13 protein-coding genes are annotated in these 13,121 nt (G+C 71.5%); 4 read left to right on the forward strand and 9 right to left on the reverse strand.

All coding sequences use genetic code 11. The annotated features are described in order from the left end of the window. Window positions 1–95: 95 nt before the first annotated feature. From OHS18_RS47600 to OHS18_RS47620, 5 genes are all read right to left on the reverse strand, one after another. A complete protein-coding gene (locus OHS18_RS47600; RefSeq protein WP_328457754.1) occupies window positions 96–842 on the reverse strand; it encodes an ANTAR domain-containing response regulator in 747 nt (248 codons plus the stop codon). Between the two features lie 367 nt (window positions 843–1,209). Next, on the reverse strand, window positions 1,210–2,424 hold the full coding sequence (locus OHS18_RS47605; protein WP_328615286.1) for a hypothetical protein: 1,215 nt from the start codon (window positions 2,422–2,424) through the stop codon (window positions 1,210–1,212). Continuing rightward, window positions 2,421–2,927: a SigE family RNA polymerase sigma factor gene (locus tag OHS18_RS47610; protein WP_328457750.1), complete on the reverse strand. Its 507-nt coding sequence runs from the start codon at window positions 2,925–2,927 to the stop codon at window positions 2,421–2,423. Before OHS18_RS47610 ends, OHS18_RS47605 begins: the two co-directional genes overlap by 4 nt. 318 nt (window positions 2,928–3,245) lie before the next feature. Further along, entirely contained in the window at window positions 3,246–4,262 is a 1,017-nt protein-coding gene (locus tag OHS18_RS47615; protein WP_328457748.1) for an ABC transporter substrate-binding protein, read from the reverse strand. A 327-nt stretch (window positions 4,263–4,589) separates the two neighbouring features. Beyond that, window positions 4,590–5,519, reverse strand: coding sequence for a MurR/RpiR family transcriptional regulator (locus tag OHS18_RS47620; RefSeq protein ID WP_328615287.1), 930 nt, complete (start codon window positions 5,517–5,519; stop codon window positions 4,590–4,592). An 88-nt stretch (window positions 5,520–5,607) separates the two neighbouring features. On the opposite strand from OHS18_RS47620, the gene OHS18_RS47625 reads away from it, so the two are divergent. Genes OHS18_RS47625 through OHS18_RS47640 form a run of 4 tightly spaced genes read left to right on the forward strand, consistent with a single transcriptional unit; the run spans window position 5,608 to window position 9,359 of the window. Next, window positions 5,608–6,504: an ABC transporter substrate-binding protein gene (locus tag OHS18_RS47625; protein ID WP_328615288.1), complete on the forward strand. Its 897-nt coding sequence runs from the start codon at window positions 5,608–5,610 to the stop codon at window positions 6,502–6,504. A 2-nt stretch (window positions 6,505–6,506) separates the two neighbouring features. Continuing rightward, the gene (locus OHS18_RS47630; protein WP_328457742.1) at window positions 6,507–7,418 is read left to right on the forward strand and encodes an amino acid ABC transporter permease; all 912 of its coding nucleotides are present in this window, start codon (window positions 6,507–6,509) and stop codon (window positions 7,416–7,418) included. Continuing rightward, window positions 7,415–8,191, forward strand: a complete 777-nt coding sequence (locus OHS18_RS47635) for an amino acid ABC transporter ATP-binding protein (protein WP_328457740.1) — start codon at window positions 7,415–7,417, stop codon at window positions 8,189–8,191. Before OHS18_RS47630 ends, OHS18_RS47635 begins: the two co-directional genes overlap by 4 nt. Window positions 8,192–8,207: 16 nt before the next feature. Further along, complete coding sequence (locus OHS18_RS47640) at window positions 8,208–9,359, forward strand: NAD(P)/FAD-dependent oxidoreductase (RefSeq protein WP_328615289.1); 1,152 nt, start codon at window positions 8,208–8,210, stop codon at window positions 9,357–9,359. A gap of 42 nt (window positions 9,360–9,401) precedes the next feature. Here OHS18_RS47640 and OHS18_RS47645 read toward each other — a convergent pair whose 3' ends face one another. The 4 genes from OHS18_RS47645 to OHS18_RS47660 form a co-directional block, all read right to left on the reverse strand. Next, a complete protein-coding gene (locus OHS18_RS47645; protein ID WP_328457736.1) occupies window positions 9,402–10,253 on the reverse strand; it encodes a dimethylarginine dimethylaminohydrolase family protein in 852 nt (283 codons plus the stop codon). A 163-nt stretch (window positions 10,254–10,416) separates the two neighbouring features. Then, window positions 10,417–10,557 (reverse strand): hypothetical protein, encoded by a 141-nt coding sequence (locus tag OHS18_RS47650; RefSeq protein ID WP_247049491.1) that lies wholly within the window; start codon window positions 10,555–10,557, stop codon window positions 10,417–10,419. Window positions 10,558–10,754: 197 nt separating this feature from the next. Then, window positions 10,755–11,237, reverse strand: a complete 483-nt coding sequence (locus OHS18_RS47655; RefSeq protein WP_328457734.1) for a hypothetical protein — start codon at window positions 11,235–11,237, stop codon at window positions 10,755–10,757. A gap of 483 nt (window positions 11,238–11,720) precedes the next feature. After that, window positions 11,721–13,046, reverse strand: coding sequence for a helix-turn-helix domain-containing protein (locus OHS18_RS47660; protein ID WP_328457732.1), 1,326 nt, complete (start codon window positions 13,044–13,046; stop codon window positions 11,721–11,723). Between the last annotated feature and the right edge of the window lie 75 nt (window positions 13,047–13,121).

Consider the following 13,121-nt stretch of genomic DNA (forward strand, 5'->3'; position numbering starts at 1 on the left):
CCGGAGAGTGCGCAAGCCGAGCCCTTATTCCACAGTGGACTCCCCGGCGAGGCCGAGACGATCGTGGTGCGGGAGAACGGAAAGCGACCAGGTGCTCAGGGCCGGTCCGGGGCGGCCAGGGCCGCGGCGACGAAGTCCTGGGCGACGTCGCGCAGCTTCACGTTCTGTTCTTGTGATGCCTTGACGAGCAGGGCGAAGGCGTCGTCGGAAGGGATGCGGTGCAGGGCCATCAGGATGCCCTTCGCCTGGTCGATCACCGCGCGGGAGGTCAGTGCGGCGCGCAGCTGTTCCATCGTTTCGCGGGCGGTCTGGTGCCGGCGGGTGCTGCGCAGGGCCGCTTCGGCGGCGGTGGTGTAGAGCTCCAGCAGGGCTCCGTCGAGGGTGCTGAAGCTGTTTCCGCCGGTGTCGTACAGGTTGAGCGAGCCGTGGTATTCGTGGTCGATGAACAAAGGGGCGGAGAGGTAGCCGAGCACCGCGGATTCGGCCGCGGCCGCAGCGAACTCGGGCCACCGCTGTGCCGCTTCGGCGACTTTGACCCGCTGGAGTTCGCCGGTCCGGGCGGCTTCGAGGCAGGGGCCTTGCCCGGTGTCGTACTGGGCTTGGTCGATGCGGTACGCGCTGTCGCCGGTGGCTGTCGCCGTGTAGGGGGTGCCGTCGCGTAGCAGGGTGATGCTGGCGAGTTCCGAGTCCGGAACGGTGTGTACGACTTGCTGGCATACCCGTTGCAGGACGACCGGCAGTTCCTCTTCCTCTTGGAAGGTGCCGGCCAGGCGGTCCAGTGCGGTGGTGACGTCGTCCACTCGCCGTGCGGCGTCCCGCTCGTCAAGCAGGTTCTCGTCCATGCGGTGCTCCTTCGGGGCGATGCGTCCGGCGTCGCGGTGATCGGGGTGCGAGGGCGCCGAAGACCAGGTCGTGGGCAGGCTTCCTGAAGGTGACAGTAGGCGTCGCCGCGCGGCCCGGCAGCGCTGGAGCTGACTCGTTGCCGTGGAGGTGCCCTGATCTCATCGGCTTCCGCGCGCGGACTCATGCCGGCGCTCACCGACGGAGGTCCACCATCGTCACCCTGCGGTCGTCGTCCAGCGAGCTGCCGCCCGATGTCGCGGCCGGCGCGTGGGCGACGTGGTGCTCCGAACCTGCCGGTGTTCCGGCACCTTCGACGGGACAGCTCCCCGAACTCCGGGGGAGCTGTGGGCTCCCCCGGAGACGTGGTCACCAGTGCAGGCCGGGCAGCTCGGCGATCCGCACCAGGTCCGTCTCGGACAACGGCGGGGTGGGGCGGGTCCGGGTGTCGGCGCCCGTCCCGGCGTCGTCGGAGGTGCGGATGGTGATCGACGTGCCGTCGGCGGCCTTGGCGCCGAGCGCCAAAACGGTCACCCCGCCCGGCGACCGAGTCGTGGTCAACGTGGCTTTGCGCCCGCCGTCCAGGTCGATCGGCTCGCAGCCCGGCTGGTCGCCGCACGTCACCGCGCCGTCGGCCGGTGGCTCGAGGTAGACCAGCGCCCTGCCCTTGCCCTGGGCGTCGACGAGCGTGGTGGAGATCTTGTAACCGCCCTGGCTGACCTGGAACCGCCAGCCGCGGTCGGCGCCCGGTGCCGGCTTGGTGGTCATGCCGGCGGGCAGGGCCGTGGCGATCACGGCGTCCAGTTCGGCCGCGCGCCGGTCGGACGGTGCCGAGGGCACCGCCGGCCCGCTCAGGTCGACCTTGAGCTGCGGCGCCGTCGCGATGGTGATCAGCGCGTCGTCACCGAGTACCCGTTTCTTCGAGCCGTGGCCGCCGATCTCCAGCACCCTCGCGTACGTGCCGTCCACGCGCCACACATCGACGTCGACCTGCGTGGCGGCCGGCGAGGTCACGGTGACGCGCGCGGTCGAGCCGTCCGGGAGGGCCCGGATCGAGCACTCGGTGTCCTGGTGGGTCACGCACCCGCCCGGCGGCCGGTCACCGCGGGACCGGAGGTAGACGGAGACCGTCCGGTCACCGGTGAGCGTGAAGCTGCCGCCCCAGCTGTCCCGGATCACGCACAGCTGCAGCGGGCTCGCCTCGACCCCGGCGGGCAGCGGCAGGGCGAGCTGCCGGAACGCCTCGGTCAGCCGGCCGGACTCGCTCAGCTCGGCCGGGCTCGCGGTGCCGCGCGGCTGGTCGGGGTAGCTGTCCGCCGAGGCGGGCAGCACGCACCCCGGGTTCGCCGGCGCGGCGGTGGACGCCGGGCCGGCGGGTTGCGCGGGCGTGCGGTCCGGCAGCCCGCTCAGCGTCGCGGCCGCCGCGACGACTGTGACGATCCCCGCCGCCGTCACCGTCAGCGCGCCCACCCGCTGCCGCGTCCGGCGCCTGCGCCCGTCCGTGACGACCTGGTCGAACTCCAGCCCGAGCGCCGGTTCGTCCGCGAGCGCCGACCGGATCATGTCTCGCACCTCGTCGCTCACGAGCCCTCCCGCACCGCGGTCCGCCGCGCGGCCAGCGTTCGCCGCAACGCTCCCAAGGCTTTGGACACCTGGCTTTTGACCGTTCCTTCGCTGCACCCCAACGCCGCCGCCGTCTCCGCGACCGGCAGGTCTTCCCAGTACCGCAGCACGACCGCGGCCCGCTGCTTCGGCGGCAGCGCCGCCAGCGCGTGCCGGACGTCCATGGCCTCTTCGAGGCCCGTCACCGTCCCGGCGATCTCGGGCACGACGTCGACGACCGTCTCCGGCCGTCTCTTCCGCCGTCGCGACTCGTCGATGAGGGTCCGCACGAGCACCTTGCGCACGTACGCGTCGACCTGCCCGTTCCGGTCCAGCCGCCCCCAGTGCTGGTAGACCTTGGCCAGCGCGCTCTGCGCCAGGTCCTCGGCCCAGTGCCAGTCACCGCACAGCAGGAAAGCGGTCCGCCGCACCACGGCCGCCCGCGCCTCGAAGTACGCCCGGAACTCCCGGTCCCGATCGTGCACCCGACACCGCCCTTCACTCCGTCACCCCCTATACGGCGTCCGATCGGCGGACGTTGCCTGTAACTTTGGGTGACTGTCGAGCACGGGGTAGGCGCGGCCTGATTCTCCTCGGTCCAGTTGGGACGGTTCCAGCCTCCTCGCGGTGCGAACGACGCGCCCGGTCAGAAACCCGGACGCCGAACCCGCCGGATGGCTCGCGAACCCGCGTCGTTCATCGTCGATGGCGCTGGTCGGTCCGGGCCAGGGGCCGGGTGGTCCGGACCGACCAGCGGGCTTCGGCGGTCTGTGCCGGAGGGTCTCCGGTCGCCGTCGGGGAGGTTACTTGCCCGTCTGAGGGCCGATCATCGAGTTCACATCGATCGGGGACGGGATGGCGCCGAGTTGCAGGAGGAGGTCCGGGACTCGTTGCAGGCGTCGCGCGTCCAGGGTCGAGCCGTAGCCCGGCAGTGTGAGGAGCTTGGCCGTGTCTTCGTCGATCTTGGCGAAGCGGACCAGGAGCGGCTCGACCTTGGCGCGGTCGTTCGTGGCTTCGTGGGTGGCCTTCTGCATCGCGCGCTGGAACGCGGCCAGGGTCTTCGGGTTGTCCCGCACCCACTTCTTCGTCGCGCCGTAGCCGGTCAGGGGGAAGCCCTGGGTCGCGCCGGAGTTGATGTCGACCACCGGGATCGCGCCCGCCGTCTTGGCGGCCTGCGTGATGTAGGGCTCCGGCAGGTACGCGGCGTCGGCCTGGCCCTGCTGCAGTGCGGACGCGATGTTCGGCAGCGGGATCTGCACCCATTTGACCTTGTCGTAACTCACGCCGTGATCTTGCATCACCGAGCGGGTGAGCAGATCCGACGCGGTGTTCTTGGCCGTGATCGCGATCTTACTGCCCGCCAGGTCGAAAATCGTTTTGACCGGCGAATTCGGGACCGTGACGATCGCATTGGACTTCGCGTTGACCGAGGTCGCGTCGGCGACCAGTTCCATGTCGGCGGCACCGGTGCTCTTCGCGGTGAAGAACGGGGGATAGGTCGAGAACGCGATGTCGGCGTCACCGGAGATCGCTTTCGCCAGCGAGGCCTGGCCGCTGGAGGCGATCACGGCGTCGACGTTGAGTCCTTCGGCCTTGAAGTAGCCGCTGTCCTGGGCCAGCCAGAACGGCCCGAGGTCCGTGGTGGGCAGGATGGAGACCTTCAGCGTCGGCTTTTCCGGGCCGCTGCCGCCCGACGAAGCGTTCGAGGTGCCCGTACCGAGTGCGCCGCAGCCGGTGACGGCTGCGAGGACCGCGACGGCCGCGAGAGCGAGTGCGGCGTGACGGGCGCGGACCCGGCTGCTCCTGGCGATTCCAAACAAGGCCTGCTCCTTGACGGAGGTGACGGTTGATGTACCGAGTCCGAAGAAGATGTGTTAATGATTCCCGGAGTCAGGCAGGTGACTGTAGGGACCCCGGCATCAGCTGGCAATGCGTCGGAGTGCCCCTGAATCGGGATTTCACCACAATGGCGGTGCGTATTCTTGATCGACGATCTTCATTTGATCAAGGCTGCGGGCCGCGGATTTCTACGAATCACAGCGGCCGAACGCGGAAAACCTGCCGATTTCCCGGACGGGCGGGTGCCGGGATCGCGGATTCGAGCGGCGGACGGTGGTGTCCGCCGCTCGAGGCCTGCTGACAGAGCGTCACCCTACCGGCGGAGTGCCGGATGCGCTGCCCGGCAACGGAAACTTCGCGGCGATCGACGGGGTCAGCGGGACGTCGAGGCTGCCTTCGACGAGTTCGGTGCGCAGCCGGTTGGTGGTCTTCCACCCGTCCAGTGCTCGCTCCGGGTCGAGCGCCGAAACCGCCAGCAGCAGGGCGTCCACCAGCAGCAGGTGCGCGATGAGGTTGCTGGGCAACAACTTCTCCGTCGACGGGGTGACGAGCACGGTCTCCACGCGGTCCGCGAAGTGGCTGGCCAGCACCTCGGTGATCAGGACGATCGGGCAGCCGATCCGGAGGGCTTCGCTGATCGCCACGTCGTGCTCGCGCACGTGCCGCAACGGTGCGACGAGCACCAAAGCGGACGTCGGCTTGAGCTGGCTGAGCTCGTCGGCGAAGTTGTAGCCCGTCAGGCCGGTCGCACTGGCGGTCCGGCTGATGCGCCGGAGGCCGAGTGAGAGTGATTCGGCCACCGGGAGCGCGGATCCGTAGCCGACCACCAGCGTGTTCGACGCCGCGGCGAGGATGCCGACCGCGGCTTCGAACGTCTCCGCCGGGACGGACTGGGGGAGGGCGCGCACGAGCTCGACGGCGTCCAGGCTGATCTTGGCCAGGAGCCGGCCGCTGTCGTCCGACCGGGTCAGGTGCTCGGCGAGGGTCTGCTCGGGGTCGCGGACGGGGTTGAGCATGGCCGCGGCCGCCCGGCGCAGTTCGCCGAGGCCGCCGAAACCCAGCTGCTTGACCGTCCGGATGACCGTCGCGTCGCTGACTTCCGCGCGGCGGGCGATCTCCTGGGCCGAGAAGACCGACGCTTCGGCGGGGTGGGCGGCGAAGAAGTCCACCACCCGGAGCCCGCCGGCGCTGAGCTGCTCCCGGACCTGGGCGATGCGTTTCGTGAGGGTCGGCTCCATCTAGTGGCCACTAGACATTCTGGATTTCATGAAGTACACACTACATCACATCGCTCCGTGACACACCCTGACGGGCGGAGGTAGTGACATGCACCGAACTCCACGGCTGGTGGCCGCGGTGGTGCTCCTGGGATCGAGCCTGGCCGGCTGCGGGCTCGGCACGGCGGGCGCCGCGGATCCCGCGCTGGTGGCCCGCCCGCACGGCCGCTGCGACCCGGCCGTGAACGCGGCCCTTCCCGAGCCGATCCGCCGGCGCGGTGCCTTCCGGGTCGCGATGGTGCCGGACACACCGCCCATGGCGTACTACGCCGAGGACGACGCGACGATCGTCGGCTTCGACCGCGACATGAGCCAGGCCGTCGCGGACGTGTTCTGCGTCGGCACCGACCCGGTCCCGACGAACGTCGACGCCGTCGTGCCCGGCCTCGCCGCCGGGCGTTACGACATGGTGCTCGCCTCGCTCGGCCCCACCGGCGAGCGGCGCAAGCGGGCCGACTTCGTCACCTACTACAACGGCGGGCAAGGCTTCCTCGCCTCGCGGAGCACCGATTTCCCGGTGAACTCGTACGCGGACCTGTGCGGCCGCGCGGTCGCCGTGGTGGTCGGGTCGGTCCAGCAGAGCCAGCTGGAGGAGGCGACCGGCACCTGCGCCGAGGCGGGCCGGCCCGCTTGGCGGCTCAGCCTGTTCCCGAACGGCAGCGCCGCCGTGCTCGCCCTGCGCAGCGACCGCGTCGACGTCCTGTACTTCTCGATTTCCCTGACGCAGTACGTCGCGAGCAAGTCGCCGGCGCTGTTCCGGCTGGCCGGGCGGTACAAGCGGGCCGTGGTGGCGTTGGGGCTCGCCCGGGACTCGCCGCTGACCGGCGCGGTCCACGAAGCCGTGCAGCGCCTGATGGCCGACGGCACCTACCGCACGATCCTGGCCAAGTGGGGGTTGCAGGAGAACTCCCTCGACGGCACCGAGATTCTGAAAGGCAGGTCATGAGCATGGTCACCGACACCGCCGGAACGGGCGCGGCGTTTCCCGTGCGGATAATCGGGCGGAAGAAGTACGGCACGTGGGTCGCCGGCGTGCTCGCCGCCGCGCTCGTCGCGCTGGTCCTCACCTCGGCCTTCACCAACGAGAACTTCTCCTGGCCGGCGTTCGGGCACTACCTCTTCAGCCCGTCGATCCTGCTCGGCCTGGGGCACACCGTCGAGCTGGCGGTGATGGCGATGGTGCTGTCGATCGTCGCCGGGGTCGTCCTGGCCATGATGCGCCAGTCGGCCAACAAGGTGCTCACCACGGCCGCGGGCGCCTACATCTGGTTCTTCCGCGCGACTCCGCTGCTCGTGCTGTTGCTCCTGCTCTACAACCTGGCCGCGCTGTACCCGAAGCTCTCGCTCGGGGTGCCCTCCGGGCCCGACCTGTTCGCGCTGGACACGAACACCGTCATCACGGTCGCGGGTGCCGCGATCATCGGGCTGACCCTGCACGAAGCGGCGTACTGCGCGGAGATCTTCCGCGCCGGCCTGATCTCGGTGGGACGCGGTCAGCGCGAAGCGGCCGAGGCGCTCGGCATGCCGGGGACGCTGGCCCTGCGCCGCATCGTGCTGCCGCAAGCCATGCGGGCCATCGTGCCGCCGCTGACCAACCAGTTCGTCAACGTCGTGAAGACGACGTCGATCGTCAGCGTGATCGCCATGCCCGAACTGCTCTACAGCGCGCAGATCATCTACGCGCGCACCTACGAGACGATCCCGCTGCTGCTGGTCGTGACGTTCTGGTACCTGGTCCTCACCGCGGTGCTCACCGTCGCCCAGCGCCGCGTCGAGCGGTACTTCAACCGCGGCGAGGCGGTCCTTTCCGCGGCCGCGGAAAGGAAGCTCTCCCGGACGGCCTTGGAGGCGGGACTGTGAGCACAGCTGCCGATGTCCCCGCGGTGGAGGTCCGGAGCGTGCACAAGCTGTACGGCGCGCTCCACGTCCTCCACGACGTCGACCTGGTCGTCCGGCCCGGCGAGGTCGTCTGCCTGATCGGGCCGTCGGGCTCCGGGAAGAGCACGCTTCTGCGCTGCATCAACAACCTCGAGAAGATCCAGGCGGGGGCGATCCTCGTGGACGGCGGCCTGGTCGGCTACCGGTGGGCCGGCACCGACCTCCAGGAGACCTCGCCGCGGCAGGCCCGCCGGGCCCGGCGGGACATCGGGATGGTGTTCCAGCAGTTCAACCTGTTCTCCCACCTCACGGTGCTGCAGAACCTGATCGAGGCGCCGGTCCGCGTGCTCGGCGTGCCCCGGCGCGAAGCGGTGCGGCAGGCCGAAGAGCTGCTCGCCAAGGTCGGCCTGGCCGAGAAGCACGCGAGCTACCCGGCGCAGCTGTCCGGCGGGCAGCAGCAGCGCGTCGCCATCGCCCGCGCCCTGTGCATGCGGCCGAAGCTCATGTTGTTCGACGAACCCACCAGCGCGCTGGACCCCGAGCTCGTGGGGGAGGTCCTCGACGTCCTGCGCGACCTGGCCCGGGACGACCTGACCATGGTCATCGTCACCCACGAGATGGGCTTCGCCCGCCAGGTCGCGGACACCATCGTCGTCATGGACCAGGGCCGGATCGTCGAACGCGGTCCCGCCGGCCAGGTCCTCGACTCCCCTCGCGAGGACCGCACCCGGCGGTTCCTGGAAAGGGTCGGCTGAAATGGAGGAAGCACACGTGCGCTCCGTCGAGTACGCCGTCGTCGGCGGCGGCGCCATGGGGGCCGCCACCGCGTGGCACCTCGCCCGCCGCGGCGCGGAAGTCGTTCTGCTGGAGGCGGCCGAACTCGCGTCCGGCGCCTCGGGCGGCCCGGGGCGCCGGGGCGTCCGCGCCGGGGGACGGGACCTGAGGGAGCTGCCGTTGGCGCGGCGCGCCCTGGACCTGTGGCCGGAGCTGGATTCCGCGCTGGGCGCGCCGACCGGCTACCGGCGCAACGGCCTGCTCAGCCTCTACGACGTCGAGGTCGCCGGCGTTTCGGGCCGGCAGAGCCTGCCGGCCCGGGCGCAAGCCCAGCAGGCGGCCGGGATCCCGTGCGGCGTCGTCGAGCGCGAGGAGCTGGACGAGCGGCAGCCGGGTCTCGCCGAGGACATCCGGTGCGCGCTCTTCACCCCGGAGGACGGCACCGCCGACCACCCCGCGACCACCCGGGCGTTCGCCAAGGCCGCCGGCGAACTGGGGGCGCGCGTTCTCGAGCACACCGAGGTGACCGAGCTGGTGCCGCAGCCCGACGGTGCGGTCGTCCTGCGGCCGGCCGAGGGGGACGCCCTGCGCGCGACCCGAGGCGTGATCGTCCTGGCCAACCGGTCGACGCCCCGGCTCCTCGCGGACTCCTTCGGGCTGAGCCTCCCCCTGTGGGAGAAGGCCACCCAGGTCACGTTCGTGGCGCCGCCGCCGGGGTTCTCGCTCAACCACCAGGTCGGCCACACGCGGCGCTCGCTGTCGGTCAAGATGACCGACGAGGGGCACGTGATGCTGTCCGGCGGCCGTCCCGGCGGCTGGGACCCCGGGACCGGGGTCGGCCGGCCCGATCCGGACGTCCTGCGCGCCAGCCTGGCCGACGTCGCCGCGACGATCCCGGCCCTGGCCGGCGCCGAGGTGCTCGCCGTCGACGCCGGCCGGGCCGACACCAGCACGATCGACCTCATCCCGGTCGTCGACACCGTGCCCGGCTTCGACCGCGTGTTCGTCGGCACCGGGTGGAGCGGCCACGGCTTCGCCCTCGTCCCGGCCGTCGGCGAAGCGCTGACGACGTGGGCGCTCGACGGCGAACGCCCGGACACACTGCGGCCCTTCACCTTCGACCGGCTGGGTGTCGGCTCGCGAAGGTGAACCGCCGTGCCTGGCGAGCTCGCGGCTCGCCAGGCACGGGCGTCAGGCCGGGTTGTCGAGCGTCAGGGCCGTGCAGCGGATGCCGCCGCCGCCCTTGCGCAGCTCGGTCGTGTCCAGCTCGACCACCGTCAGGCCCAGCGCCCGCAGGTCGGCGGCCAGGCCGGGGGCGCCGCTGGTCATGGTGACCGTGCGGCCGTCGCTGATCAGGTTCAACGCGAACGCCGCGGCCTCGGCGGGGGCCACCTCGATGAGGTCCATGCCGAGCCCGCGCAGCGTGCGCAGGCTCGGGGCGTCGAGCGCCTCCGGGTTGTAGGCCAGCACCCGGCCGGGGTGGATCACCGCGACGGCCAGGTCGAGGTCGTACCACTGGGGGCTCGTGGTGCGGAGGCCGACGACCTCGTAACCGAGGTGCCGCGCGAGCGTCCGGTGCGCCCGGACGTCGGTGCGCTGCCCGTGCGCGGCGAGCAGCAGGTCGCCGCAGGCCAGGGCGTCACCCTGGCCGCTGAAGGCGTACGGCGTCTCCGCGACGTCGAACCCGTTTTCCGCAAGCCAGGCCCGGTGGTGGGGCGTCTCCGCGGCCCGCTCCGGCGGGAGGGTGGCCAGCACCGCGCGGTCGCCGCGGACGACCGCCGCGTTGGCCGTGTACGTCATGTCGGGGCAGCCGGGGTCGGCGTCGACGAACTCCACCTTGCGGCCGGCGGCCAGGTGCGCCGCGACGATGCGGTCGTGCTCGGCGACCGCGGCCGCGACGTCGGGCTGGACCCCGACGTGCATATACGGGTTGATCTCGTAGTCGATCCGGAAGTAGTCCGCGGCGCACATCAGCAACCGGCGGTGGCCGATCGGGGCGTCCTCGGTGGGGGCCGGGGAAACGCGGGGGACGGTGCTGGTCATGGTCACTCGTTTCGTCGGGCGGGCGGTACGGACACGGGCGGGGCACCCTCGGGTGGGGGCGCCCGGCCGGATCGCTGCTGTACCGCGGGTTCGCCGCGTCCGGACGTACGACGGTGGACGTCCGAAGGCGGCCGGCCGGTGCCGGCGAAACGAGCGGCGCGGGTCAGCCCAGACCGCGCAGGCGGAACAGCTCGATCGTCATGAGGTGCTGCGCCCGGGCCGCGTCGAGGCGCTGGGCGATCGTCGTGGCCGAGGTGGCCGGCCGCATCGCCGAGGACACCGCGCGCACCAGTTTGGTGATCATCACTTCTCCATTCGATTCTTTCCCCGGCCGGATTTCCGCGCTCCGGCCCGGGGTCATCAGAGTGCCCGCGAGCGTGGCCACGGGTCTGGCCAGATCCGGACAGCTTCGCCGCGCCGGCGGCGGCAAGGGGGGAAAACACGTGACGGATCCCGATCTTGGTCGAAGAGCCGCGCCGGGCGCGGACACGAAAGGGGGACTCAGCGGTTGGCGTTCAGGAACCCGATCACGACGGCGCCCCACCAGCACAGCTGCGAGATCGCCGTGGTGAGGCCGCCGCGGACGAGCAGGCGCCGTGGCACCGGGCCGTCCACGTCGGCCATCCGCTTGCCCAGCACCATGACCTGGACGCCGTTGACGGTGAGAATGGCCACCAGCACCAGTTTCACCACCGTGGGTCCCGCGTGGAGGTTCGGTTCGAGCAGCGCGCCGCTGCCGACCAGGCCGGTCAACCCGGCCCACACCAACAGGTGCAGCCGGGACGTGCTGCGGACGGCCTCGGCGAAACTCGTGCGGCCGAGCACCCACAGGGCGAAGAAGTAGTCGGCGACCAGGACCGCGCCGAGACCGAGGACGAGGGACGCCAGGTGCGCGAACAACGCGATGTCGTGCCACCCCGCGCTCGGGTGCACGACGGCCGACACCCAGATCGCGGCGACGAGCAGCATGATCGAAGCAGCCATCGCGAGAGAGGCCCTGTAGGGTCGGAAATCGGTCCGCTTCGCCGCCCTGACAGGAAGTTCACCCGCCGGCGGGCGGCGCGGGCGGATCGGGGTACCGGCCGGCCGGCGGAGCTCGGCGGCCCGGGCGGCCCCGTCGGGCTCCGGGATCCGAACGGGGATGCCGTTGTCGAGCATGTCCTTGTCCTTCCGTGGAAAGGCCGTGAAGGGGCCGGGCCCGGTGCGAGGTCCTGCCGGCGTCGGCGTGTGGAAAGCAACGCCGGTTCCCCGCTGATTACAGGCCATGGCGGACTTGGCTGGGAGCGTTGTCCGGAAAGGACAATCAATGCGGCCTTCCCGCGGGCGCGCACGAGGGACAAAGTGGTATAGGTACGGCGAATGCCGACGCGCGGCGCGATTACCCGCGACCGGATGGGTGCCCCGGCCCCGGGGCGGGAAGCGCGTCACAGGACGGCGGGCGCCGTTGCCGGGCCGTCCGGTGCCGCGTCAGGCGGACACGGGGCCCGCCATGGCCCGGTAGTCGTGTCCGTGCTGCTGCTCGATGGCGCTGAGCACAAAAGCGCGCATGGGCGGCGGCAGGCCGCGCCCGTCGAGGTACGGGTCGGCGTGGGTGAGCAGGCCGGCGTCGGCGATCTCCTCGGCCAGCTCGTCTTCGCCCGGAGGCAGGGAGCCCGGCGTGCCGGCCGGGGTCCGGGCGAGCTGGTGCAGCAGTTCGCGGGCGGGTGGGCTGAGGGTGCGGTAGGCGGACTCCAGGGAGTACCGCAGGGACAGGTCCCCGACGCTCAGCCAGTCGACGGTGTTGTCGTTCAGGCGCCATTCTTCGACGACGCGGCGCAGGGTCAGGTGCGGTCGCGAGGCGATCTTGCGGATGGCCAGGTCGAGCGCGAGCGGCAGGTCCCCGCACAGCTCGGCGAGCCGGGCGCAGTCCGGCCCCGCGGTGACGGCGAGGTGCGGGAGCGCCGCGGTGATCATCGCGATCGAGTCGCCGCGCGAGAGCGGGGTCACCTGCAGCCGGTCGACGTCGCGCAGGCCCAGCAGCCGTTTGCGGCTGACCAGCAGCGTGGTGCTCGTGGTGGTCTCGGCGAGCAGCGGGCGCACCTGCTGCTCGTCCTGGACGTTGTCCAGCAGCACCAGGAGCCGGCGGTCGGCCAGGAGCGAGCGGTACAGGCCCGCGCGGTGGTCGACGCTGCCGGACAGGTCCTCGACGCCGAGCGCTCGCAGGAAGCCGTCGAGGATGTCGCCGGCTTCCGGCGTGGCCGGCGCGCCGCCCCCGTGGCGCAGGCCGCCGAGGTCGGCGTAGAGCTGCCCGTCGGTCAGGTCGGGCGCGACCGAATGGGCGTAGTACAGCGCGAGATCGCTCTTGCCGACCCCGGCCGGCCCGCTGACGACCATCGGGGTGTCGCCGGGTGAACGCAGCCACGCCAGCTCGGTCGTGCGGCCGGTGAACCCCCGTGGCCGCTGGGGTAGCTGGGCCGGGTGCGCCGGCACGCCGCCGCGCCGCTGGAACAGCGCCGGTCTTCTGGTGCGCCCCCCGATCGAGGGCTGGGTATAACCGCCCGTGGCGACGTGCCAGTGCCGCCGCCACGCCTCGTTGTCGCCGCCGCACGCCGCGACGAACGCGAGCGTCACCTGGAGGGACGGCATCCTGTTGCCGCTGGCGGCGCTCGACAGCACGGACGACGAGTACATCGCCGACCGGGCCATTTCCCGGTATGTCGGGTTTCCGGCTCGTGCTCGCAGCTCGCGCAATTCCCGGGCGAACTGGGTGGCGACGCCGCCGGACGTGTTGACGGGCTTTTCCGGTCTGCCCATGTGAATCCCCTTCCCCTTACTCACTCAGCGTCGCGGACGGCGGCTGGTATCTCTTCCGCTGCATGGCGGTGTCGT

Origin of the sequence: Amycolatopsis sp. NBC_00355 (assembly GCF_036104975.1) — a bacterium.
GTDB lineage: Bacteria > Actinomycetota > Actinomycetes > Mycobacteriales > Pseudonocardiaceae > Amycolatopsis.